This window comes from Vibrio lentus (assembly GCF_030409755.1).
GTDB classification, from domain to species: domain Bacteria; phylum Pseudomonadota; class Gammaproteobacteria; order Enterobacterales; family Vibrionaceae; genus Vibrio; species Vibrio lentus.
Window position 1 is genome coordinate 2,465,940 of sequence record NZ_JAUFQE010000002.1, and the last position, 25,186, is coordinate 2,491,125.

Here is a 25,186-nt window from a genome sequence, read left to right on the forward strand (position 1 = left end):
CTCAGCATCACTATTTAAAAATTAGCTGCATAGATGCAGTTTGTTAAAAAGGAAATGACAATGAAATACGGCTATTTCGATAACGACAATCGCGAATACGTCATCACTCGCCCTGATGTACCAGCACCTTGGACCAACTACCTAGGTACTGAAAAGTTTTGTACCGTGATTTCGCACAATGCAGGCGGTTACTCGTTCTACAATTCTCCGGAATACAACCGTGTTACTAAGTTCCGTCCAAACGGCACATTCGACCGTCCAGGACATTATGTTTACCTGCGTGACGATGAGACGGGTGATTACTGGTCTATCTCTTGGCAGCCAGTGGCAAAAAGCCTAGATGAAGCGAACTACGAAGTTCGTCATGGTCTGTCATACTCAAAGTTCAAATGTGAATACAGCGGTATTACGGCAACTAAAACGCTATTCGTTCCTAAAGGTGAAGATGCGGAAGTTTGGGATGTCGTGCTGAAGAACAACACTGACAAGCCAAGAACCATCAGCACTTTCTCATTTGTTGAGTTCTCTTTCAGTCATATTCAATCAGATAACCAGAACCATCAGATGTCTCTATACTCTGCGGGTACATCTTACCAAGAAGGTGTTCTGGAATACGACTTGTACTACAACACCAACGACTTTGAAGGCTTCTACTACCTAGCATCTACCTTCTCGCCAGACAGCTACGATGGTCAGCGTGACAACTTCCTTGGCATGTACCGTGACGAAGCAAACCCAATCGCGGTTGAAAATGGCAAGTGTTCTAACAGCGCTCAAACCTGTTACAACCACTGTGGTTCTCTGCATAAGCAATTTACAATTCAACCGGGTGAAGAGGTTCGCTTTGCGTACGTACTAGGTATCGGCAAAGGCAACGGTGAGCGCCTACGTGAGAAATACCAAGACACAGCCAACGTAGATTCGGCTTTCCAAGGCATCAAAGATCACTGGGACGAGCGTTGCAACAAATTCCAAGTTAAGTCGCCAAACGAAGGCTTAGACACCATGATCAACACGTGGACACTATACCAAGCGGAAACCTGTGTAGTTTGGTCGCGCTTTGCATCCTTCATTGAAGTTGGCGGTCGTACAGGTCTTGGTTACCGTGATACTGCGCAAGATGCGATTTCAGTGCCTCATGCCAACCCACAAATGACCAAGAAACGTATTATCGATCTGCTTCGTGGCCAAGTGAAAGCGGGCTACGGCCTACACTTGTTCGATCCTGACTGGTTCGATCCAGAGAAAGCAGACGTTGAGCCTTCAAAATCACCAACGGTTGTTCCAACGCCTTCAGACGACGACAAGATCCACGGCATTGACGATACCTGTTCTGATGATCACTTGTGGATCGTCCCAACCATCATCAAGTACGTGATGGAAACGGGTGAACACGATTTCTTTGACGAAGTGATTCCATACGCAGACGGCGGCGAAGCGACCGTTTACGAACACATGAAAGCCGCACTGAACTTCTCTGCTGAGTACGTAGGTCAAACCGGTATCTGTAAAGGTCTACGTGCTGACTGGAATGACTGTTTGAACCTAGGTGGCGGTGAATCTTCAATGGTTTCATTCCTACACTTCTGGGCGCTACAAGAATTCCTAGATCTTGCTAAGTTCCGTAATAACGATGCTGATATCGCTAAATACACAGAAATGGCAGCTAACGTTCGCGAAGCGTGTGAAACACACCTATGGGATGACGAGGGTGGTTGGTACATCCGTGGTCTGACTAAAAATGGCGATAAGATCGGTACCGCTCAACAAACTGAAGGTCGTGTACACCTTGAGTCAAACACGCTAGCGGTTCTATCTGGCGCGGTATCTCAAGAGCGTGGCGAGAAAGCGATGGACGCAGTTGATGAGAACCTGTTCTCTGAATACGGCTTACACCTAAACTCTCCATCATTTGCTACACCAAATGACGATATCGGCTTTGTGACTCGCGTTTACCAAGGCGTTAAAGAGAACGGTGCTATCTTCTCTCACCCGAACCCATGGGCTTGGGTAGCAGAAGCGAAGTTAGGCCGTGGTGACCGTGCGATGAAATTCTACGACGCACTAAACCCATACAACCAAAACGACATGATTGAAACGCGCTACGCAGAACCATACTCGTACGTGCAATTCATCATGGGTAAAGACCACCAAGACCACGGCCGTGCAAACCACCCTTGGTTAACAGGTACGTCGGGTTGGGCTTACTTTGCGGTAACCAACTTCATTCTTGGTGTTCGCACAGGCTTCGAAGGCTTAACCGTAGATCCTTGTATCCCAACTGATTGGCCAGAATTCGAGGTAACTCGTCAATGGCGCGGTGCGACTTACAACATCACAGTTCAAAACCCGAATTCAGTAAGTAAGGGCGTTGCCTCTATCACGATTAACGGTGAACAGATTGAAGGCGCAATCCCAGTACAAGCAGAAGGCAGCGTGAACGAAGTTATCGTTGTACTCGGCTAATCACTTAATTTGATGAACAGCTCCTATCTCAAGCCTTTACTGGCTTGAGATAGTGAGACTAAAAGGATTTTCTAATGATTAAATTTGGTACTGGCGGCTGGCGCGCGTTTATTGGTGAAGAGTTCACCAGAGAAAACGTCCGCTTAGTGGCACAAGCACTCTCTAACATCATCAATAATGAAGATGCAGCGAAAAATGGCTTCGTTATCGGCTATGACCGCCGCTTCCTTTCAGATAAAGCCGCGTGCTGGTTTGCTGAAGTATTGGCCGCCAACAACATCAAAGTGAGCTTTATCGACAAGTTCGTTCCGACTCCTATCGTGATGTTCCAAGCGAAGGAAATGGGATGTGTTTACTCTGCGTGTATTACCGCTTCTCACAACCCAGCAGACTATAACGGTATTAAGATCTTCATTGAAGGTGGCCGTGATGCTGACGAGATCATCACAGAAAAGATCGAACAACAAATTTCGACCCTAACCAGTGAAGATGTCGTCAGAGTCGATTTTGAACAAGCATTGAACGACAAAGAAATTGAAATCATCAATCCGATGAACGCCTTTGTTGACTCGATCATCAACGCGATTGATATTGAATCGATTAAACAAGCCAACTTACGTGTCCTGATCGACCCAATGTTTGGTGTAGCGAAAAACGCACTGCAAACCGTGTTAATCAGCGCTCGCTGTGATGTTGATGTAATCAATGATGGTAAAAACCCAGACTTCGGCGGCTTGATGCCTTCTCCAAGTGCAGCAACGCTGTATCGCTTGAAGCACTTAGTTGCGGCTGAAGGTTACGACATTGGTATTGGTACTGATGGCGATGCCGACCGCTTAGGCATCATCGATGAAAAAGGTCACTTCATTCATCCTAACGAAGTGCTACTGCTGCTTTACTACTACCTACTGGAATACAAAGGTTGGAAAGGCTCTGTCGTTCGTAATATCGCAACCACACACCTGCTTGATAAAGTCGCTGCGGATCATGGTGAAAAGAGCTTTGAGGTTCCTGTAGGCTTTAAGCATATCAGTTCTCAAATGGAAGCCGACGACTCACTGATTGGTGGCGAAAGTTCGGGTGGTTTAACCATTCGTGGTCACATCAAAGGTAAGGATGGCGTATTCGCATCAAGCTTATTGGTTGAGATGATCAGTGTGACAGGTAAGAAACTCTCTGAGTTGCTTGATGAAATCTACTCTAAGTATGGTTATGCGTATACGGCGGAAGGGGATTGCAAATTCAAACCTTCAGAGAAAGAAGCGCTCTACACCAAAATCTACGTGGAGAAACAACTGCCTGAATTTGAATACGAAATTGAAAAAGTCAGCTATGAAGATGGCGCTAAGGTGTACTTCAAGAATGGCGGCTGGGTCATTGCTCGCTTCTCAGGAACAGAGCCGTTACTACGAATCTTCGCAGAAATGGAAGATAAAGACACTGCAGAACATGTTCTTCAAAAAGTGAAAGACTTCCTCTCTCTATAGGCTTATAGAGTGCAGCAGTTTTGTATAGGATTTAACAAATCACTGCCTTGTTAACGCCTATAAGTGAAGAACTCTTGCCCAGTACTTGATTAAAGTGCTGGGCTTTTTTGTCGCTGTAACTTCTCGCTAGACTTTGTTAGAAAGCCAATACGCCTTTGGTGTCGACTTTCACCGTTACCGGCATACCGAACTCAAGTGCTTCTGAAGACGTTGCTAATAATTTCTGGCCATTAGCTTCAATCACGTAACGACAGTGGTCACCCATAAACTGCTGTTCTAACACCGAAAGATTACTGTCGACATCGTGGCTCGCCACAATGTGCTGAGGCCTTAACAACAACGCACATTCAGCACCAATTTCGATCTGAGTCTGCGCTTTCGCTTCAATCAAACCTAAGCTTGTCTCAAACTCATGTTCAGAAATACGTTGTGCACCTAAATAACTACCGCCGCCTAAGAAGTCTGCAACAAACTTGCTTGATGGGTGGAAGTACAATTCTGACGCCGAGCCGTATTGTTCGATGACACCATGATTCATTACTGCCATCTTGTCAGCAAAGGCAAACGCCTCTTCACGACTGTGAGTCACAAAAATAGCCGTCACACCCTGCTTCTTAAAGATTTTACGAATCTGAGAAATCAACTCATGACGCACTTGGGTATCAATGTTAGAAAACGGTTCATCCAATAGCAGCAGGTCTGGCTTATATGCCAACGAGCGCGCAATCGCGACACGTTGTTGTTGTCCACCAGATAGCTGATGAGGATAACGATCGCCAAACTGGTCAAGATGAACAAGCTCAAGCATCTCTTTAACTTTCGCAGCCTTATCTTGCTCAGACATATCACGCAGACCAAATGCCACGTTCTGATTCACAGTAAGGTGTGGAAACAGAGCATAGTCTTGGAAGATCATACCAATGTTGCGCTGCTCTGGTGGTAACCAATTCGCAGCGTCATCAATCACTTGGCAGTTCAGGCTCATGACACCACTGCTTAATGGAAGCAGGCCAGCAATCGCTTTAAGCAGCGTCGTCTTACCACAACCACTGGCACCAAGCAGACAAACAATTTCACCATGCTCAACTTCTAAAGAAAGAGATTCCAAAATAGTTTGGGACTCGTACTTACAAGTCAGATCTTTAATTGATAATGCACAACTCATTAGTGTTTCTGCTCCAAGGAACGGTTTACGATGATCAGCGGAATTAAACCCACCAAGACTAACAACACAGCAGGCATGGCTGCTAATTCAAGGTGCTCATCTGACGCATAGTTATAAACATAAGTCGCGAGCGTTTCGAAATTGAAAGGACGCAGCAGCAATGCCGCATTCAACTCTTTCATTGATTCGATAAACACCAATAAGCCTGCAATCAGTGCACCACGCTTAATCAGAGGGAGATGCACACGACGTAACATCTGATTGGTATTACAACCCATTGTTTTAGATGCCATATCCAATGAAGGTGACACCTTACTTAAGCTACTTTCGATACTACCAATAGCAACAGCAGAAAAACGCACCACCATGGCAAATATCAACGCAAACATAGAACCAGAGAAGATCAAACCAGGTCGGCCCCACTCCATCGCTTTCGCTATGTCATTAACTAAGTGGTCCATGAACAGTACTGGCACCATGACACCTATCGCCAACACGGTTCCAGGAACCGCATAGCCCATGGATGCGAATCTCATGTAAGCTAAGTTTTTCTTACTAGGGCTAACACGTTGATTAAAATTAACAATCAACGCAACGAGCACACCAATAATCGCCGCAACAACAGAGACATAAAGGCTATTAAGCGCATACTCTCTGAACTCTGGGGTCCAGCTTTGGGCAAAATACTTGTAGGCATATATGATCAACTGCGCGAGAGGGAATAAGAACGCAATACACACCAATCCCCAACACCAAAATAGTGCCAACCACTTCTTCCAACCAATTAGCTCGTAACGAAAGTCTTCACGGCTACTGAACTGATTCTGAAATAACTTCTGCTTACGACGGCTGTATCGCTCGGTGCTCAACAATAGAATGACGATAACCAGCATGATTGCCGATATTTTTGCTGCGGCTGTTAAGCTCGAATAGCCTAACCAAGTGTCGTAAACCGCGGTCGTTAATGTGTTTACAGCAAAGTAACTCACGGTACCGAAGTCACCGATGGTTTCCATCGCAACAAGAGACAAACCTACCGCCATCGAAGGGCGCACAAGCGGTAATGAAATACGACGAAAACTTTCCCAAGGAGAGCACTTTAACAAGCGAGCGGATTGTAATAGGGATACGTTTTGCTCCATGAATGCCGCACGGCAGAGCAAATAAATATAAGGGTAAAGAACGAGAGACAGAACAATAATGGCACCGGACAAGGTTCTAATATCGGGGAACCAATACTCACCAGGCCCCCAGCCCGTTAGATCTCGCAAGAGAATTTGAACAGGGCCAGCAAAGTCAAACCAGTCGGTAAAGATATAACCCACGATATAGCCAGGCATTGCTAATGGCAGCACGAGCGCCCATTGCAAAACACGCTCTCCAGGGACACGGCACATTGCCATGATCCATGCAGATGGAATACCAAAAATTAAAGACAGGAACATGGTTCCTATGACTAAAACCACCGTATTGTAGGCATAGGTGGGCATTACTGTGGACATCAGATGAGAAAATAGCTCATCGGTTTCTCCAACAGCAGTCGTGAATATCGCTAAGATTGGTAAAACGAGTAGTACAGCGATTATGCCGCTACTGGTGTTCCATAAATAATTCTTTTCTTTCATCGCCTAACTACAACGAGGCTTAATGAAATACATATGCATTTGCAAATACATCTCATGTCCTTTTAATGGTGGGGTTATTTATACCCATATACTCTAATGACTTCAAGGTGAGATGCACATAACTCAAGGGATCAACAGAGAGCTTTGTATCAAAAAGTGATTTCCCAAAAACAAACAACCCCAAGTGGCCAAAAAGTAGCAACTTGAGGTTGTAATTTTATGCTGGCCGAAGCCTACAATAATAAATTATAGATCGAACTTAACTTCATCTAATAGCTTGATTGCAGCCGCGTGGTGGTTTGCAATTTCATCTAAAGAAATAGTATCTGCTTTGAACTCACCCCATGAAGCAACAAGCTCAGAAGGCTTAACATCTGCTTTCACTGGGTATTCGTAGTTCACTTCTGCGTACATGCTTTGAGCAGTGTTACCAGATAGGAATTCCATCAGCTTAACGGCATTCTCTTCGTTTGGAGAGTATTTAGCCATCGCCATACCAGAGATGTTTACGTGAGTACCGGTTGTCTCTTGGTTAGGGAAGTTAATGTAAACAGAGTCAGCCCAAGCTTTTTGCTCTTTATCATTAATCATTTTGCCTAGGTAGTAGCTGTTACCAAGAGCAACATCACATAGACCTTCTTTAATTGCTTTAACTTGTGCGCGATCGTTACCTTGAGGCTTACGTGCTAGGTTTGCTTTTACGCCTTCTAGCCACTCTTTCGTTTCAGCTTCACCTTTGTGAGCAATCATCGAAGAAACAAGAGAAACATTGTATGGGTGCTTACCGCTACGAGTACAGATTTTGCCTTTAAATTCAGGCTTAGTTAGATCTTCGTAAGTGAACTCTTCACCTAGACGACCAACACGGTCACGTGAAGAATAAACGCTACGTGTACGAGTTGTTAGAGCAAACCACTCGTTAGCAGTATCTTGGTACTGAGCAGGGATGTTCTTTTCAAGTACATCGCTTTCAACTGATTGAACTAGACCTTGTTTAGTTAGCTCAGATAAACGGCTGATATCGACAGTTAAGACAACATCAGCAGGGCTGTATTCACCCTCTTGAGCTAACTTCTCTGCTAAACCTTTTTTAGCAAACTTAACGTTTACTTTAATACCAGTCTCTTTCGTGAACTCTTTGAACATTGGCTCAACAAGGAAAGGTTGGCGGTAAGAGTATACATTTACTTCTTCCGCAGCCATTGCTGTTGGGGCAATTACGCCACACGCTAGAGCTGAAAGTGTTAGCAGTTTCTTCATTTTAAAATCCTTTATATCGAAATGATAATGTCTATCAGTTGCGTTATTATATTCATCATTAACATAATTACAATGACGACCGACAAAAAATCCGTCTACTCAGACCATTTAAACTCTCACTTTTGTAACAAAGCATTTCAGTAATTATGCACATCATCAGGCTTTCACATAGCTCCTGTAACCACGACAAGCTCGCTTACAATGTTCAGCCCCAAAGACAACAAAACCCCACAACGGTTCGTTGCAGGGTTTTCTTTGTACTGCCTAACCCATTCAGGTTAGGCGGTTACTGTTGATTATTTTACTGATACAAACTCAGGGTAAGCACCTACACCACAATCGTGCATGTCCATACCTTCAAGTTCTTCATCTTCACTGACACGAATACCGATTGTTGCTTTAAGCACTGCCCATACCGCCAAGCTAGCACCGAATACCCATGCAAAGATAACGGCTGCACCCAGTAGTTGAGCACCAAATGTTGCATCAGCATTGCTTAGTGGAACAGCCATTAGACCGAAGAAACCACATACACCGTGTACCGAGATAGCACCCACTGGATCATCAATCTTAGCTTTATCTAGGGCAATGATACTGAATACAACCAACGCACCAGATACCGAACCAATCGCTACTGAAAATAGTGGTGATGGAGATAGAGGGTCTGCAGTGATTGCTACTAGGCCAGCTAACGCACCGTTCAGAATCATTGTTAAATCAGCTTTACCCCAAGTTGTTTTACATACTAGTAGTGCTGCAATCGCGCCGGCTGCTGCTGCTGCGTTGGTGTTAAGGAAGATTTGGCCAACCGCTGTCGCATTCTCAAAGTCAGAAACCATAAGTTGAGAACCACCGTTGAAGCCGAACCAACCAAACCAAAGGATAAATGTACCTAGCGTTGCCAGTGGCATGTTTGAACCTGGAATTGGGTAGATTTCACCGTTCTTACCATATTTACCTTTACGAGCCCCCAGTAGAAGTACACCCGCTAAGGCTGCTGAAGCACCAGCCATATGTACGATACCTGAACCAGCAAAGTCACTAAAACCGGCTTCTGATAGGAAACCACCGCCCCAAGTCCAGTAACCTTCCATTGGGTAGATGAATGCTGTTAGCACGACAGAGAAGATAAGGAATGACCAAAGTTTCATTCGCTCAGCAACTGCACCTGATACCACAGACATTGCTGTTGCAACGAAAACTACTTGAAAGAAGAAGTCTGATTCTAATGAGTGGTCTGCACCTTCACCTTGAGTACCAATCAGAGTACCAAATGACGGTAACCAGCCACCTTCGCCGTTATCGACATACATAATGTTGTAACCAACGACTAAGAAAGTCGTACAAGCAATTGCGTACAAACAAATGTTCTTAGTTAAAATTTCTGTGGTGTTCTTCGAACGAACAAGGCCAGCTTCTAACATCGCGAAGCCTGCAGCCATCCACATTACCAACGCACCTGAAATGAGAAAGAAAAAAGTGTCTAGTGCGTAACGTAGTTCCGTTACTGTTGTTGTAAGTTCCATATTAAAGTCTCCAGTCCTTGTAATTCTTTAAAGTGCTTCAGCATCCATTTCACCGGTACGAATTCGTACGGCTTGGCTTAGGTCATACACAAAAATTTTGCCATCGCCGATTTTTCCGGTGTGTGCCGCTTGGCTAATCGCTTCAACAACTCGGTCAACATTTTCAGCTTGGGTTGCAATCTCTAGCTTTACCTTTGGTAGGAAATCAACTTGGTACTCTGCACCACGATACAACTCAGTGTGTCCTTTTTGACGACCAAATCCTTTCACTTCAGAAACGGTCATCCCTTCAATACCAACATCAGAGAGCGCTTCTCGAACATCATCCAATTTAAATGGTTTAACTATGGCGTTTATTAATTTCATATTCTTTCCTTAAATTCTTCACTTAATCCGTTAATACTCTTATTACAATCCAAGTAGCGTGCCATAAATTTAAGTTATTGATTTTAAATAAAATAGAAACAATACCGTTTTAGAAACGAAAAAGGCCGCACCAATATGGTGCGGCCTTTTCACTATCTTAATGCGTTGCACTGTCGTTGCTCTAGTTTTGGGCAACGAAACTTTCACGATGAAAAATCATTAGCAACTAGTAACCTAAAAAATCAATCCAACGTTCGATTAGCAACTCGAAATCATCGATTCCGCAGCTTGCTTCGCTTTCACAATTATAGAAATCGAACTCACTGCTCTCTTCCATCTCTTGCTCGTGCCCGAGCACATTTTCTTGAATGGTTACATCGTCTTCATTGATCGCTAGGCTGATCTCTTTGCCTAGTAGCGTCACTTCATTGTTCAGATCTTGTCGAGATTGCTCAATCAACGCCATCACATGATCCAGTTTCTGCTTATCTTTCCCGATCTCTTCTTGAAGCCAGCGGCCAACAATTTCATGACCCATGCTGCACTTTACATAGTACTCGCCCATTAAAGTGTTTCGTGTAAATTCAAATTCCATAAAGGCTCCGCGCACTAATGACAGATAGGGTAAAAATGAGGCGAGAGTATATAGCGAAGTCATCAAGAGATCGAGTCGCTCGTCGTCCAACATTCAGACATAAAAAACGCCTTCTACGAATAGAAGGCGTTCTGTCTGTATCTTACTCAGTCAACGATTACGCTGGCTCTTGGAAGATAACCGTGTCTGCTTTATCCGTGTACTGACCCATTTTATGGAAGTTCAAGTAACGGTAAGTATCGGCAGCGGTTGCATTAATCTTCTCTGCGTACGCTAAGTACTCTTCTTTAGTTGGGATACGACCAAGAATCGCACCAACTGCAGAAAGCTCGGCAGAAGCTAGATAAACGTTCGCACCATTACCCAAACGGTTCGGGAAGTTACGAGTAGACGTCGACATTACTGTCGAAGCGTCAGCAACACGAGCTTGGTTACCCATACATAATGAACAACCCGGAGTTTCAATACGAACCCCAGCACGACCGAAGATGCCGTAGTAGCCTTCTTCTGTCAGTTGGTCTTTATCCATCTTAGTTGGCGGAGCAACCCATAGGCGAGTATTCAAAGAGCCATTAAACTCTTCAAGCATCTTACCTGCTGCACGGAAGTGACCAATGTTGGTCATACAAGAACCGATGAACACTTCTTGAATCTCAGTGCCTTGAACGTCAGAAAGAAGACGAGCATCATCTGGATCGTTTGGTGCACACAGTATTGGCTGATCGATGTCAGCAAGGTCAATCTCGATAACATGAGCGTATTCAGCATCTGAATCAGCAGCAAGTAACTCAGGGTTCGCTAGCCACTCTTCCATTGCCGTAATACGACGCTCGATAGTACGAACATCACCGTAGCCTTCAGCGATCATCCACTTAAGCATAACGACGTTCGAGTTCAAGTACTCTTCGATAGACTCTTGAGAAAGCTTAACAGTACAACCAGCAGCTGAACGCTCTGCCGATGCATCTGAAAGTTCAAATGCTTGCTCAACAGACAGGTGGTCAACACCTTCAATCTCTAGTACACGACCAGAGAATTCATTGATTTTACCAGCTTTTTCTACAGTCAGTAGGCCTTGCTTGATACCGTAAAGAGGAATTGCATGTACTAGGTCACGTAGCGTGATACCCGGCTGCATTTCACCTTTAAAGCGAACCAAGATTGATTCAGGCATATCAAGAGGCATAACACCTGTTGCTGCAGCAAATGCTACTAAGCCAGAACCTGCTGGGAATGAAATGCCTAGAGGGAAACGAGTATGCGAGTCACCACCTGTACCAACAGTATCAGGCAGAAGCATACGGTTTAGCCATGAGTGAATAACACCATCGCCCGGACGAAGTGAAACACCCGCACGGTTCATGATGAAATCAGGCAGTGTATGGTGAGTGTTTACATCAACTGGTTTCGGGTATGCAGATGTGTGACAGAAAGACTGCATCACAAGATCCGCAGAGAAACCAAGACAAGCCAGATCTTTCAGCTCATCACGTGTCATAGGACCCGTAGTATCTTGAGAGCCTACCGTTGTCATTTTAGGTTCGCAGTACTGACCTGCACGCACACCTTCAACGCCACACGCTTTACCTACCATCTTCTGAGCTAACGTGTAGCCTTTATCAGAAGCAGAAGGGTCGATTGGCTTAGCAAACAGATCCGTTTCAGCTAGACCTAAAGCATCACGAGCACGGCCCGTTAAGCCACGACCGATGATCAATGGAATACGACCACCAGCACGAACTTCATCTAGAAGTACTTTGCCTAGTTCAAAGCTTGAGATATCTGCACCGTCTTTACGAACAACACCTTCATAAGGATAGATATCAATCACATCACCCATGTTCATGTCTTGTACGTTCAGCTCAATTGGTAGTGCACCTGAGTCTTCCATTGTGTTGTAGAAGATCGGAGCAATTTTACCACCAAGACAAACACCGCCAGTACGCTTGTTTGGTACGAATGGGATATCTTCGCCCATGAACCAAAGCACTGAGTTTGTCGCTGATTTACGCGAAGAACCGGTACCAACAACATCACCAACGTAAGCCAGTGGAATGCCGTCTTTTTGCATTTCTTCAATTTGAGTAATTGGACCAACGTTGCCCTGCTCATCAGGAGTAATGCCATCACGCTCCATCTTCAGCATCGCTTTTGCGTGTACTGGGATATCAGGACGTGACCATGCATCTGGCGCTGGAGATAGGTCATCGGTGTTTGTTTCACCAGTGACTTTGAATACTTTAACGGTAATTTTTTCCGCTACTTTCTCTTTAGCTGTAAACCACTCAGCATCAGCCCAAGACTGAAGAACTTGCTGAGCAGAAGCATTGCCAGCTTTTGCTTTTTCTTCTACGTCGTAGAATGCATCGAACATCAATAGAGTATGAGAAAGCGCTTTAACAGCGATAGGAGCAAGCTCAGCATCATCCAGTAAAGAAACTAGAGATTCGATGTTGTAACCACCTTGCATTGTGCCAAGTAGTTCCGCAGCTTTAGCTTTGCTTACTAGTGGAGATTCAACTTCACCTTTAGTGATAGCCGTTAGGAAGCCCGCTTTAACGTAAGCAGCTTCATCGACACCTGGTGGAATACGGTTTTCTAGTAGGTCAAGAATAACAGCTTCTTCACCTTGGGGCGGGTTCTTTAAAAGTTCAACTAGGCCTGCTACTTGTTCAGCATCTAATGGTCTAGGAACAACTCCTTCGGCAGCACGCTCTGCGACGTGTTTACGGTAGGCTTCAAGCACGACTTTTTCCTCTCATTGCGGTTCCTTCTTTACATTGGTAATTATTAGTAAAATAAAGAAGCGAACATCCTTGGAAACTTGGCTCTCCATTGCCATTTTTGTCATTCAATTTGTATTGATGAGCGGCGTCATAGAGGCCAAACTGTGGGCGACAGAATAGCAAATTTAACGATAAATTAAAATCTTATCATTTTGACCAACATAGCAAGTTAAGACGAAAGTCCTACGATTTTTGCCTATTTTAGTCAGAAAAAGAGCTATCCCGCGCATTATTATTAGTAAGATGTACCGATGATTAAATAAACAGAATCGTAGTTACCTTCTGTTTTACCATAAGCCAAAATGATTGGCCCGATTGGTGAATCTACGCCAGCAAAGAGTGACCCAGCAGTAAACATCGGCGCTTCATCCAATGACAAGTCGTTGTTCGACCAAACGCCGCCATGTTCTAGAGATGCGCCTATGTAAAATGGCGACTCAAACAAGCCGAAGTCATTTTCAAACCATTTATAGCGATAGATTAAACTGCCGTATGCTAAGTTTTGTCCAATAAGACTGTTTCTTGGTATTCCCGATAAGTTTAAGAAGCCTCCAAGCTCCTTTGGGTCAATAGGGAACACGGAGTTTTTACTCTCTACCATGCCAAAATCGAACTTTGCGACTAAAGTATGCTTTTCAATACTCTGTGCCGCCATGAAATTAGCCGAAATCTCATAAACTGTGTCGCTTTCAGAGTTAAACTCGGAATCAGCCAGAGAAGAGTCGTTATCAAAATCATCGTGGGAAATGAGATATTCCAGATCAACAAAGTAACCTTTAGTCGGCAAACTGAAGTTATCTAAGGTATCCAATCGATAACTCATAAACCCACCAATACGTGTATATCCACCGCTACCTAAAGACGGTAACGAGGCTACCTCAATGTCACCATCGGTGTATCGAGCACCCACTTTAAATTCTTGCCACAATGTTGGCTGGTAACCTAATGCCAGTTCACCAATATACTCTTGATAAGTCATTGGTAAGTAGTCTTTCGTTACGTCGAGAGTAGGCTCTTCGATATCGTCAATATTGGCAGGTAAGTTTCTTTTCTGATTGCTGTAAACAAGTGATGCCGATGTAAATAACTTCTGGCTTGAGAAAAAAGGAGAATATAACTCAGCCTCGATGAGCTTATCAGTGCCCATTTCTACATTCGTTCTTAACTCTGCGCCATGCGAGTTAATATCCGTAAAATTAGCCGACATACCGATTGAATATTGGCTCTCGGTTGCAAAGTCATCTTCAAGATAAAATCGAAAGTTGAGGTAATTAGGGCCCCATGATTTTTCATTTACATCGACCTGTAGTTGATCTTCACCATCTACATTGTCAAATTCATAGGTGACCAGTTCAAAACGATCGAGTGCATACAGGTCTTTAACCTGAGATTCAATTTCACTGGTTTTAAGGACTTTTCCAGAATCGAGGTTCAAACGATTGGCAATCAACTTATCTGAATAGTGGGTGTTATTATTGATAACGACCTTATCCACCACCGTTTTATCACCATGCTTGAGCTGCTTTCGAGCTTTCTGCTTGTCATCAATATAATGTTGGTAGTCCGCATTCGAGAGCGCCAACTTAGAAAGCTGATCCCGATACTGCCTTGTTGCTTCGTATCCAGCATGGTAAGCCGTCGGCATTTTATCGAAGTCTGTGGTTTCCATTCGCCCAACATCAGGACGTAGGAAAAAATCATCGTCTGTTAACGTCGCGGCTTGCTCTTGCGTGCTGCGTTGAACAAGGTAATTAGAGAGTTGATCTGCTGCGGCTAAAAAGTTAGTGAAGTCTTCTTTGCTTTTGTAGTTAGTACTGATGTCAACGGCAATAACGATGTCGGCTCCCATTGCTCGAGCAACATCCACTGGCATGTTATTGGTGACACCACCATCGACCAGCATGCGCCCTTCTACTTCATAAGGAGGAAGCGCACCGGGTACTGACATACTCGCCATCATCGCATCAACAAGATGACCATGATCGATGACCACTTCTTCAAGATCGATGATGTCGGTTGCAACAGAACGATATGGAATAGCAAGGTTGTCGAAAGAATCGAGTGGAGATAAGTTACCGGTCGTTTCACGCAGAATACGCAACATATTCTGACCTTGAACCACACCTTTTCTTGCTTTGATCTCGCCCCAACCTAGACCGAGGTCGGTATTCAGTTGGTAACGGTCTTCATACTCTTTGTCTCGCACACGGCGATCACTACGGTTAACGCGATCGCGATAGCCGCGATTCCAATCCACCGTATAAATAAAACTTTCGATCTCATCTGCGCTCATCCCTGTCGCATAAAGACCACCAACGTATGCACCCATACTGGTACCGGTAATGTAATCAACCGGAATCTGCATCTCTTCCAAAGCTTTAAGCACGCCAATGTGGGCTGCACCTTTAGCGCCTCCACCAGCGAGCACGACAGCAACGGTTGGCCTTTTATGAGCTTGTTTAAGTTCAGCATGTTCTGATGAATCAACTTGTGCTGCAGTGGCTGCAAACAGTTGAAAACTGATCACTGTACCGACAACACCTAAGCTACTCACTAACCAACGAGAAATCATTATCTAAACTATCCTTGTCATTCTTTTCTGTTATGACTTTACCACTGAAAAAGCTTCTTTAGCCACTGTTTTGGTTGACTTTCACAGCCCTTTTTAATGCTGCCACTCTCATCCCAAACCGGTAATTTCACCGTACCATCACAATCAAACTCTAACGCCCCTTCAGAAGTTCGAGTAAAGCTAGCAGTCGCAATTCCTGTTGGCCAAGGTAACAATAGCTGTTCTGGTGTTCTTTGTTTCAGGTAATCAGCATAGACACGCAACGCACCACTAGAACCTGTTAGTTTAGTCGGTTTATTATCATCTCGACCTAACCAAATCGTCGTCACTTCACGGCCATCAACACCAACAAACCAACTGTCTCGACTGTCGTTACTGGTACCAGTTTTACCGGCTAATCCTGCCCATGTAAACTGGCCTTGTAGAAAACGGCCTGTACCTTCTGATACGCCACGCTTCATCGCATAAGTTGTTAACCAAGCCGCTTGCTGATCAACGCTTTGAGATACACGTGGAATCGATTGATACAACACCTCACCTTCACTATCAATCACAGAGCGAAGCGCAGACAATGGCGCGATACGGCCAGAGTTGGTAATCGTTTGGTACATCTGTGCTACCTGAAACGGTGTTAGCGAGAATGAACCCAAGAACATGGATGGCACTGGGCGAATTTCGTTTTTATCAACACCCAGTTTACCAATCGTATCCGAGACACTATCAATACCTAACTGCATCCCTAAACGAACGGTCGGCACGTTATAAGACTTAGAGAGCGCCACATACAACGGCACGTCTCCGCGAAACTTACGGTCGAAGTTTCTTGGGCTCCATACGCTTCCTTTACTGCCTTTCAAACTCAGTGGGGTGTCCATCAAAGTCGTCGCTAACGTGTACTTTTCGGGTTGTTCTAATGCGGTTAAGTAGATTGCAGGCTTAACCAAAGAACCAATAGGACGACTCGCATTCAGTGCACGGTTAAAACCATCGTAACCGGTACGTTTACCGCCGACCATCGCTCGGATTTCTCCGGTATTTCTATCAACAGCAATCGCAGCCGCTTCCAATTTGTTACCTGCCGTTTTCGACAGATCAGGCACCTTACGAGCAATCGATTTCTCTAGCTTATCTTGAGAAACCGGATCTAGAGAGGTAAAGACTCGAATGCCTTTCTGAGCTTCAAATCGGTCACCCACATACTTCTTCAGCTCAATGTTTACTTGTTGGAAGTAAGCTGGCTGACGGCTGGCAATACGAGGGTTGTCTTGAATATCTAAATCACGACTTGCTGCTTCTTCGTATTGTCGCGGAGTCAAGATGTCTTGCTGCATCAACAAGCGAAGAACCAGATCTCGTCGAGTCTTAGCACGTTCTGGGTAGCGAACAGGGTTGTAATACGAAGGCCCTTTCACCATACCAACAAGCAGTGCCAACTGATCAATTCTTAACTCTTGAATAGGCTGGCCGAAATACAAACGAGATGCCAAGCCGAAACCATGAATCGCTTCACCACCATTCTGGCCAAGATAAACCTCGTTCAGATACGCTTCTAAGATACGGTCTTTGCTGTAACGATGATCCAAGATAAGTGCGATATACGCTTCACGCACCTTACGCCACAAGGTACGTTCACTCGATAAGAACAGGTTTTTCGCCAACTGTTGCGTCAACGTACTGCCACCTTGAACCGTTCGTCCTGCCTTGATGTTGACTACCATTGCACGAGCGATCGCCAATGGTGAAACTCCATCGTGCTGATAGAAGTTTCGGTCTTCGGTTGCCAGCAATGCGTCAACCATCACTTCAGGGAACTGATTACGTTTTAAGAACAAACGCTGCTCATCGTTACTTTTCTCAAGCATACCGAGCATTTTAGGTTCGACACGTAAGTAACCCATGTCGCCTTTCTTCTCTAATGACTGAATACGAGTAAGCTCGTTGCCATTAAAGTGCAGCATCACATGACGATCGGCTTCTGGCCCATCGACAAACTCGAACGGACGACGAATCATTTCAATCTTGGTTGAAGAAGAAGAGTACTCACCAGGGTGACGAGGGGAATTCACTTTACGGTAATTCAGCACATCCAATTCATTTTTGACTTGTACCAAACTAACGGCTGTACCCGGAGATAGATCCAATACACGAGCATAAACAACGGTTGGCAGATCAAAAAGCTGACCTTCAAAACGCTGCTTAACCACCGAATCCAAATAGATCCCAACGAACAACAACAGAGCTGCCGTTGCTAAACCCACCTTCCAAGCGATACCCCATAGGATCTTCAGCCAACCTCTGTTGCCCGTTTTCTTGGTCTTTGCCTTACCTTTCTTCGCGGCTGCTCTAGGCTTTCTTGGCTTGGCTTTGGTCGCTGGTGACTTCTTTGCTGGCGCTTTTTTAGGTGGTGCCTTTTTCGGCGTTAACATTTTGGTCATCATCGGTTCAACTGTCGTTTGGTTTTAGTGGTTGCTACATGATTAGCAGGGTCATCCGGCCAAGGATGTTTGGGGTAACGGCCTTTCATTTCTTTTTGAACTTCTTTATACGCGCCAGCCCAAAAGCCAGCTAAATCCTGAGTAATTTGCAGTGGTCGTTGCGCAGGAGACAATAACTCAAGCACCACCTTTTTACGCCCTTGGGCAATCAAGGGTGAATCTTGCTCACCAAAGACTTCCTGCATTCGAACAGAGATCATTGGCTCAGATAGATATTGGTATCGAATCGACTTCTTACTGCCCGTTGGCATCAGGTAATTCGTAGGTAACCATTGATCAATTTCTTGATTAAGAGGCCAGCCAAGATAAGCCGACAATGCTTGCTCGACCGAGATACTCGTCAGTCCTTTTGCCGACTTGATACCATTCAAATAAGGTAAAAGCCACTCATCAAGATGGCGCAATAAGCTCGCTTCATCCATTTGAGGCCATTGCTGTTCAGGCAGCCACAACTCAGCACAGCGCACGCGTTCAACCAGCTGTTTAGCAGAAGCCGTCCAATTTAAACTTTCAAGTCCGCGTCGAGAGATGTAATTCAGTAACGCTTGGCTTATCTGAGCGGAATCAGGCTCTGGCAAAGGTTTAGTACTGATAATCAGCTTACCCAGTAATACTCTTTCTTCAGCAACCAAGCGACCGCGTTTTTCATCCCAATCCGCATAATCTTCGCGTGTAAAAAGACCGGAGAATGAAGCCTCAAGCTGCACTATATCAATCGGTGTCGCTAAAAAGATCTGACTTGCTCGCCCTGCCGTACGCATCAAATCAATCACCACGATGTATTCGTTGCTTGCTAGCGGATCATCATCACGAACCTCGGCTCCATGGCCATTGGCAAGACGAAATGCACAGCCAGTCGCACTTCTCGATTGGGCAATTCGGTCTGGAAAGGCCAAGCAAAGCACTAATGGTAGCAATGATTCATCGACTTGTGACAAATCCAGGTGATGATTGAGTTTGCTTGCGAGACTTTTCGCTCGCTGCATCACAACACTGTTTTTCGAGTGCTTTCTTTGCTTAAGTCGATGTAGCGAATGCTGAATATCCGTCACGTTACGTTCAGGCTCTTCGAGTAAAGCGGCAGCGACAATCGCGACATTCAACAAGGCTTGGCTGTTTTGCTGCGCTTTGATCAGCATACTGGCGATACGCGGCTCAATGCCTAAACGCTGAGCTTGCTTTCCGACTGGAGTAAATTGCCCATTACTATCTAATAAATCAAGCCCTTGTAACAGCTCTGTCGCTTGCTCAATCGATGCCTGTGGCGGAACATCTAACCAATGAAGCTCATCGGCACTACTTGCTCCCCATTGCGTCAATTCAGCCACCAGCGAAGAGAGATCAGAATGGAGTATTTCAGGTTCTGGAACGGATGGTTGTTGCATCAACTGTGTTTCACTGTACAAGCGAACACATAAGCCCTCTTCGATTCGCCCAGCACGACCCGCTCTTTGTTCCGCTGAGGATTGTGAGATTTTTACTTGCTCAAGTTTGGTGATTCCAGTTTTAAGATCGAACTTTGCGACCCTTTCCAATCCCGAATCAACAACTAAGCGAGTCCCTTCAATCGTCAAAGAAGTTTCCGCGATATTGGTGGCTAACACCACTTTTCGGCGACCTTGCTTTGACGGCGCAATGGCTCTCTGTTGCTGTTCAAAACTCAACTGGCCATACAACGGACACACATCAATATCACTAGCAAGTTGTCCAAGCTGTGATTCCACTTGTTTTATCGCCGAGACACCCGGTAAGAAAGCCAAAAGTGAGCCCGATTCTTTCTCCATCAGAGATTGGATCACCTTGGCCATTTTAGGCGCTAAATATTCATTCGAGCCTAGCGGCTGATAACGGAAATCGACAGGGAAAGTTCGGCCTTGTGATTCAACATACTTGGCATCAGGCAGCAAAGATTGCAGCGAGTGTTGATCCAATGTCGCCGACATCACGATCACCTTGAGATCATCTCGCAGCGCTTCTTGGATCTCTAAGCTAAACGCTAATGCGGTATCGGCATGAATGCTGCGTTCATGAAATTCATCAAAGATCACCATGTCCACACCTGTCAATTCAGGGTCGCTTTGGATCATTCTGGTCATGATCCCTTCAGTGACGATTTCCAAACGCGTTGCACTACTGGTTTTAGATTCACCACGAACTCTAAAACCAATGCTCTCTCCCACCTTCTCTCCCAGTTGACTCGCTAAGTAAGTCGCAATATTCCTAGCCGCTAAACGCCTTGGTTCGAGCATGATAATTTTCCCTTTAACAGCATTAGTCTTAACCAACTGCAAAGGGAAAAACGTTGACTTACCCGCACCGGGAGCGGCCTTTAGAATAAGTTGAGTATGTGTTTCTACGCCAGTGAGCAGATCTGGCATCACAGCTTCTATGGGCAGTTGTGGCAATGGGAGAACCTTGTGGTGTAATGTTGGCAACATTGTACATAAAAACCCACCTGTCTAAATAAGTAATATGCACTTCAACCCCCCTTTAGAGCCAGCGACTCTTATTAAACGCTATAAACGTTTTCTTGCTGATATCACATTGCCTGACGACAGTGAACGTACCATTCACTGTGCGAACACCGGAGCCATGACTGGCTGCGCCACACCCGGTAATACGGTTTGGTATTCAACCTCAGATAATGCAAAGCGAAAATACCCAAACAGTTGGGAGATCTCAGAAACAGATAAAGGTCATCGAATTTGTGTAAATACTGCGCGAGCGAACCAACTGGCAGTGGAAGCAATTGAAAATAAGACTATAGTTGAACTCTTAGGCTATGACGCTTTACGAACTGAAGTGAAATATGGCAGCGAGAATAGTCGAATTGATATTCTGCTGGAAGACAGTGAAAAGCCACCTTGTTATATCGAAGTAAAAAGTGTCACTTTGCTTGATGAGCAACAAACATCAACTAAGCAAGGGACCTCAACCAAAGGACAAGGCTTTTTCCCTGATGCGGTCACCACCAGAGGCCAAAAACACCTGCGTGAACTCACAGAAATGGCAGAATCTGGAAATAGAGCCGTACTTTTATTCACTGTTTTACATTCAGGTATTGAAAAAGTATCTGCAGCACACCATATAGACGCCAAATATTCGTTATTACTAAAACAAGCACAAGACGCTGGGGTTGAAGTGCTTTGCTATAAAGCAGAGCTCAGCAGTACTCAAATACAACTAAAACAGGCTGTTGAATTTATCAATAGCTAGATAAAGATGATGAAGTAATCACTTTGACTACAAGTTTGGATAAGAGTATTTGCCAGAACCAGATCTTTCTGCTATAGATACCCGCCTTAAAATTAGCTGCTTTGCAGTTGACTAGGTGTAAATAGGAGATGCTGTATGCCAGAATCTAAGAAAAAAGCGCTAGGCATCCTAGCCATCGCAGGTGTTGAACCGTACCAAGAAAAGCCAGGTGAAGAGTACATGTCACCTGAGCAAACGGAACATTTTACAAAAATTTTAGCAGCTTGGCGCAACCAGCTCAGGGAAGAAGTTGATCGTACTGTGCACCACATGCAGGACGAAGCAGCGAATTTCCCAGACCCAGTTGACCGTGCTTCTCAAGAAGAAGAGTTCAGCCTAGAGTTACGTAACCGTGACCGTGAGCGTCGTCTTATCAAGAAGATTGAAAAGACACTAGATAAGATTGAAGAAGATGATTTTGGCTTCTGCGATTCTTGTGGTGTTGAGATCGGCATTCGTCGCCTTGAAGCTCGTCCAACAGCTGACCTTTGTATTGACTGTAAAACACTTGCAGAGATCAAAGAGAAACAAATGCAAGGTTAATTCTTGCTGATGTAAAAAAGGGAGCTTTCGCTCCCTTTTTTGTTTGTATTGAAAGCTATTTTCAACATGCGCTATCTCATTGTCATCAAATAGCTACCACTACCAACAAACGGTTACTGTTGTTCTATCTAGACTAGGTTTTCACTCATGAGTTATATCGGGCGCTTTGCACCATCACCGTCAGGTCCTCTTCATTTTGGCTCACTGGTTGCCGCACTTGGCAGCTACTTTCAAGCGAAATCAAACCAAGGACAATGGTTAGTTCGTATGGAAGATCTTGATCCACCAAGAGAAATGGCTGGCGCCGCAGATCTCATCCTCAAAACTCTTGAGGCTTATCATCTATTTTGGGATGGTGAAGTGGTGTATCAAAGCCAGCGTCATGATTTGTACCAAGCTCAAATAGATGCATGGGTAGCCTATAACCAAGCCTACTATTGCCAATGCACTCGTAAACAGATCAAAGCCCTTGGCGGCTTTTATACTGGGACTTGCCGCAACGCTGCGTTAATGGATTCAGGTGACCAAGCCGTTCGCTTACGTATGGCGCACCCTATTGAATCGTTTACCGATATTCGCCATGGTGACATTCATATACCGAAAGCACTGGCTGAAGAAGATTTCATCATTAAGCGTAGAGATGGCTTGTTTGCTTACAACTTGGCTGTTGTGCTTGATGACATCGACCAAGGCATTACAGAGGTTGTGCGAGGAGCGGATTTGATTGAGCCAACAGGCCGTCAAATTAGTTTGTATAAAACACTCAAACAAAAAACCGTCAGTTACTTGCACTTACCATTGGCAACCGATGGCTTGGGTAATAAACTGTCAAAACAAAATCATGCAACTGCGATAGATCTCGACAATCCGAAACCGACGCTAATTAACGCGATGCGATTCTTAGGTTTTGATATCACCGAAGCCCTTTTGAGTGCTTCTATTGACGAGATTTTATTTTGGGGCTGCCAGCAATGGAGCATTGCTCAATTGCCTGATAGTTTACAAAAAGAACACCGTGATTAACCCGAGTTCAGAGCTAAATAGCAAAAACGACACATAAAAATGCCATAACCAACAACTGTGGTTAAGCAGACGATGTTCTCAAATGGCTCGCGCTAAGCTATTATTAGCCGCAATTAAACTCTGCACTACCACTTTGGACTAAGAGAAAAACAAAGTTGGCGATACCTACTTTGTTCTAAACTAATGAATACAAACGACAATACCCCAAGCGAACAACGCGGATTCCACGAATTAGCACTGAATATTTATACTCGTCAAGAGCACAATATTTCACGCAAGCAGATCAGCGACAACGCACTAAAAGTATTATATCGCCTAAATGGGGCGGGTTTTGATGCATTTTTAGTCGGTGGTGGTGTGCGCGACATCTTATTGGGTTCTCAACCAAAAGATTTTGATATCGCAACCAACGCTACGCCAGAACAGATCAAAAACCTGTTTAGAAACTGCCGCCTAATTGGCCGTCGTTTCCGCTTGGCACATATCATGTTTGGTCGCGACATCATCGAAGTTGCAACTTTCCGTGGCCACCATCAAGAGCCATCGAAGAACGTGTCTGCACAATCGAAAGAAGGCATGCTATTACGTGATAACGTTTATGGCAGCGTCGACGAAGATGCAGAGCGTCGTGATTTCACCATTAACGCGATGTACTACAACATTGCCGATTACAGCATCCACGACTACGCGGGTGGTATCGAAGATTTAGAAGATAAGCTGATCCGTTTGATTGGCGATCCTGAAACTCGTTACCGTGAAGACCCGGTACGCATGCTACGTGCTATGCGTTTCGCCGCTAAACTGGATTTCGATATTGAAGAAGATACTGCCGACCCAATCGAAGAGTTAGCACACCTTCTAAAAGATATTCCAGCTGCGCGTCTTTACGAAGAATCACTTAAGTTACTGCAATCAGGACACGGTTTAGAAACTTACCACTTAATGCGTGAGTACAATCTATTCCAACAGATGTTCCCAGCCGTGGCTGAGCACTTCACTGAAGGTTACGATTCTCATACCGAGCAGATGCTTGATTTAGTACTCGATTCAACTGACCTTCGTATCGACGATGGCAAGCGAGTAAACCCAGCCTTCATGTTTGCTGCAATTCTTTGGTACCCGATGAATAAGCTAGCGGACAAGCTAGTCGCTGAACAAGGCATGGCGCACTACGATGCAATCATGGAAGCAAGTAACATCATCCTTGATCAGCAAGTAAAGTCGATTGCTATTCCTCGTCGTCATACCGCGACTATTCGTGAAATTTGGCAGCTGCAAGTTCGACTTCCACGTCGCAACGGTAAACGTGCTGTACGCCTAATGGAACTGAACAAATTCCGTGCAGGCTACGATTTCCTAGAAATGCGTGGCGAAACCAAAGAGTTGGCAAAATGGTGGGAGCGTTATCAAACAGCCGGTCGCAATATGCGCCAAGCTATGGCTAATGACGTAGCTGCACCATCAAAATCAGGTCATCGTCGTCGTAAGACTTACCGTAATAAAAAAAGTAAGCAATCCGAATGATAACGGCTTATATTGCGGTCGGCAGCAACCTTGCCGACCCAGTTAGCCAAGCAAATTTGGCTATCGAAACACTAAAAAGCCTACCGCGATCAACGTTTATTGCGACCTCCAAGCTATATAGTAGCACTCCGATGGGGCCGCAAAATCAACCCGACTACATCAACGCGGTAGTGGCAATCCAAACCGAATTAACGCCAATTGAACTGCTTGATTGCACTCAAAAAATCGAGTTAGAGCAAGGGCGTGTCCGTAAAGATGAGCGTTGGGGACCAAGAACCTTGGATCTCGACATTGTGCTTTACGGCAATGAGGTGATCGATTCAGAGCGCTTAACCGTTCCTCATTATGGAATGAAAGAACGAGAGTTTGTACTCTACCCGCTTGCTGAAATCGCACCAAGTTTACAACTCCCTGATGGGACTGAGCTGAACGAACTACTCAAAGTAGTCGATCAAAATGGGCTCAATGTTTGGCAACAATAGCCAGGCGCATTAAGGA

General features: G+C 44.9%; 17 protein-coding genes. 7 read left to right on the forward strand and 10 right to left on the reverse strand.

Going from position 1 to position 25,186, the window contains the following annotated elements:
* Positions 1-60: 60 nt before the first annotated feature.
* The gene (locus tag QWZ07_RS19340) at positions 61-2,466 is read left to right on the forward strand and encodes a glycoside hydrolase family 94 protein (RefSeq protein WP_192852291.1); all 2,406 of its coding nucleotides are present in this window, start codon (positions 61-63) and stop codon (positions 2,464-2,466) included.
* Positions 2,467-2,540: 74 nt separating this feature from the next.
* Positions 2,541-3,953: a phosphoglucomutase/phosphomannomutase family protein gene (locus QWZ07_RS19345; RefSeq protein WP_017108736.1), complete on the forward strand. Its 1,413-nt coding sequence runs from the start codon at positions 2,541-2,543 to the stop codon at positions 3,951-3,953.
* Between the two features lie 136 nt (positions 3,954-4,089).
* Here QWZ07_RS19345 and QWZ07_RS19350 read toward each other — a convergent pair whose 3' ends face one another.
* From QWZ07_RS19350 to hrpB, 10 genes are all read right to left on the reverse strand, one after another.
* Complete coding sequence (locus QWZ07_RS19350; RefSeq protein ID WP_017108735.1) at positions 4,090-5,118, reverse strand: ABC transporter ATP-binding protein; 1,029 nt, start codon at positions 5,116-5,118, stop codon at positions 4,090-4,092.
* A complete protein-coding gene (locus tag QWZ07_RS19355) occupies positions 5,118-6,743 on the reverse strand; it encodes an ABC transporter permease (protein WP_192852292.1) in 1,626 nt (541 codons plus the stop codon). The genes QWZ07_RS19350 and QWZ07_RS19355 overlap by 1 nt, the downstream gene beginning before the upstream one ends.
* A 246-nt stretch (positions 6,744-6,989) precedes the next feature.
* The gene (locus tag QWZ07_RS19360) at positions 6,990-8,003 is read right to left on the reverse strand and encodes a Fe(3+) ABC transporter substrate-binding protein (protein ID WP_017106911.1); all 1,014 of its coding nucleotides are present in this window, start codon (positions 8,001-8,003) and stop codon (positions 6,990-6,992) included.
* A gap of 296 nt (positions 8,004-8,299) precedes the next feature.
* Positions 8,300-9,529 carry an ammonium transporter gene (locus QWZ07_RS19365; RefSeq protein ID WP_017106910.1) on the reverse strand — a complete coding sequence of 410 codons (1,230 nt, stop codon included), beginning with the start codon at positions 9,527-9,529 and terminating at the stop codon, positions 8,300-8,302.
* Positions 9,530-9,556: 27 nt separating this feature from the next.
* Positions 9,557-9,895: a P-II family nitrogen regulator gene (gene glnK, locus QWZ07_RS19370; protein WP_004738200.1), complete on the reverse strand. Its 339-nt coding sequence runs from the start codon at positions 9,893-9,895 to the stop codon at positions 9,557-9,559.
* A gap of 226 nt (positions 9,896-10,121) precedes the next feature.
* Positions 10,122-10,490: a YacL family protein gene (locus QWZ07_RS19375; protein WP_192852293.1), complete on the reverse strand. Its 369-nt coding sequence runs from the start codon at positions 10,488-10,490 to the stop codon at positions 10,122-10,124.
* Between the two features lie 157 nt (positions 10,491-10,647).
* Complete coding sequence (gene acnB / locus QWZ07_RS19380) at positions 10,648-13,236, reverse strand: bifunctional aconitate hydratase 2/2-methylisocitrate dehydratase (protein ID WP_102382984.1); 2,589 nt, start codon at positions 13,234-13,236, stop codon at positions 10,648-10,650.
* 275 nt (positions 13,237-13,511) lie between these two features.
* Positions 13,512-15,848 (reverse strand): patatin-like phospholipase family protein, encoded by a 2,337-nt coding sequence (locus QWZ07_RS19385; protein ID WP_102339838.1) that lies wholly within the window; start codon positions 15,846-15,848, stop codon positions 13,512-13,514.
* A gap of 38 nt (positions 15,849-15,886) precedes the next feature.
* A complete protein-coding gene (gene mrcB / locus QWZ07_RS19390) occupies positions 15,887-18,286 on the reverse strand; it encodes a penicillin-binding protein 1B (protein WP_192852294.1) in 2,400 nt (799 codons plus the stop codon).
* A complete protein-coding gene (gene hrpB / locus QWZ07_RS19395; RefSeq protein WP_261891341.1) occupies positions 18,283-20,721 on the reverse strand; it encodes an ATP-dependent helicase HrpB in 2,439 nt (812 codons plus the stop codon). Before hrpB ends, mrcB begins: the two co-directional genes overlap by 4 nt.
* Positions 20,722-20,815: 94 nt before the next feature.
* Here hrpB and sfsA point away from each other — a divergent pair, with 94 nt between their 5' ends.
* From sfsA to folK, 5 genes are all read left to right on the forward strand, one after another.
* Positions 20,816-21,559 (forward strand): DNA/RNA nuclease SfsA, encoded by a 744-nt coding sequence (gene sfsA, locus QWZ07_RS19400; protein WP_065102980.1) that lies wholly within the window; start codon positions 20,816-20,818, stop codon positions 21,557-21,559.
* A 135-nt stretch (positions 21,560-21,694) separates the two neighbouring features.
* Entirely contained in the window at positions 21,695-22,141 is a 447-nt protein-coding gene (gene dksA, locus QWZ07_RS19405) for an RNA polymerase-binding protein DksA (RefSeq protein WP_017108728.1), read from the forward strand.
* A 147-nt stretch (positions 22,142-22,288) separates the two neighbouring features.
* On the forward strand, positions 22,289-23,164 hold the full coding sequence (gene gluQRS, locus QWZ07_RS19410; RefSeq protein ID WP_192852296.1) for a tRNA glutamyl-Q(34) synthetase GluQRS: 876 nt from the start codon (positions 22,289-22,291) through the stop codon (positions 23,162-23,164).
* A gap of 183 nt (positions 23,165-23,347) precedes the next feature.
* A complete protein-coding gene (gene pcnB, locus QWZ07_RS19415) occupies positions 23,348-24,688 on the forward strand; it encodes a polynucleotide adenylyltransferase PcnB (protein WP_192852297.1) in 1,341 nt (446 codons plus the stop codon).
* The gene (folK, locus tag QWZ07_RS19420; RefSeq protein ID WP_017106900.1) at positions 24,685-25,170 is read left to right on the forward strand and encodes a 2-amino-4-hydroxy-6-hydroxymethyldihydropteridine diphosphokinase; all 486 of its coding nucleotides are present in this window, start codon (positions 24,685-24,687) and stop codon (positions 25,168-25,170) included. The genes pcnB and folK overlap by 4 nt, the downstream gene beginning before the upstream one ends.
* Positions 25,171-25,186 lie beyond the last annotated feature (16 nt).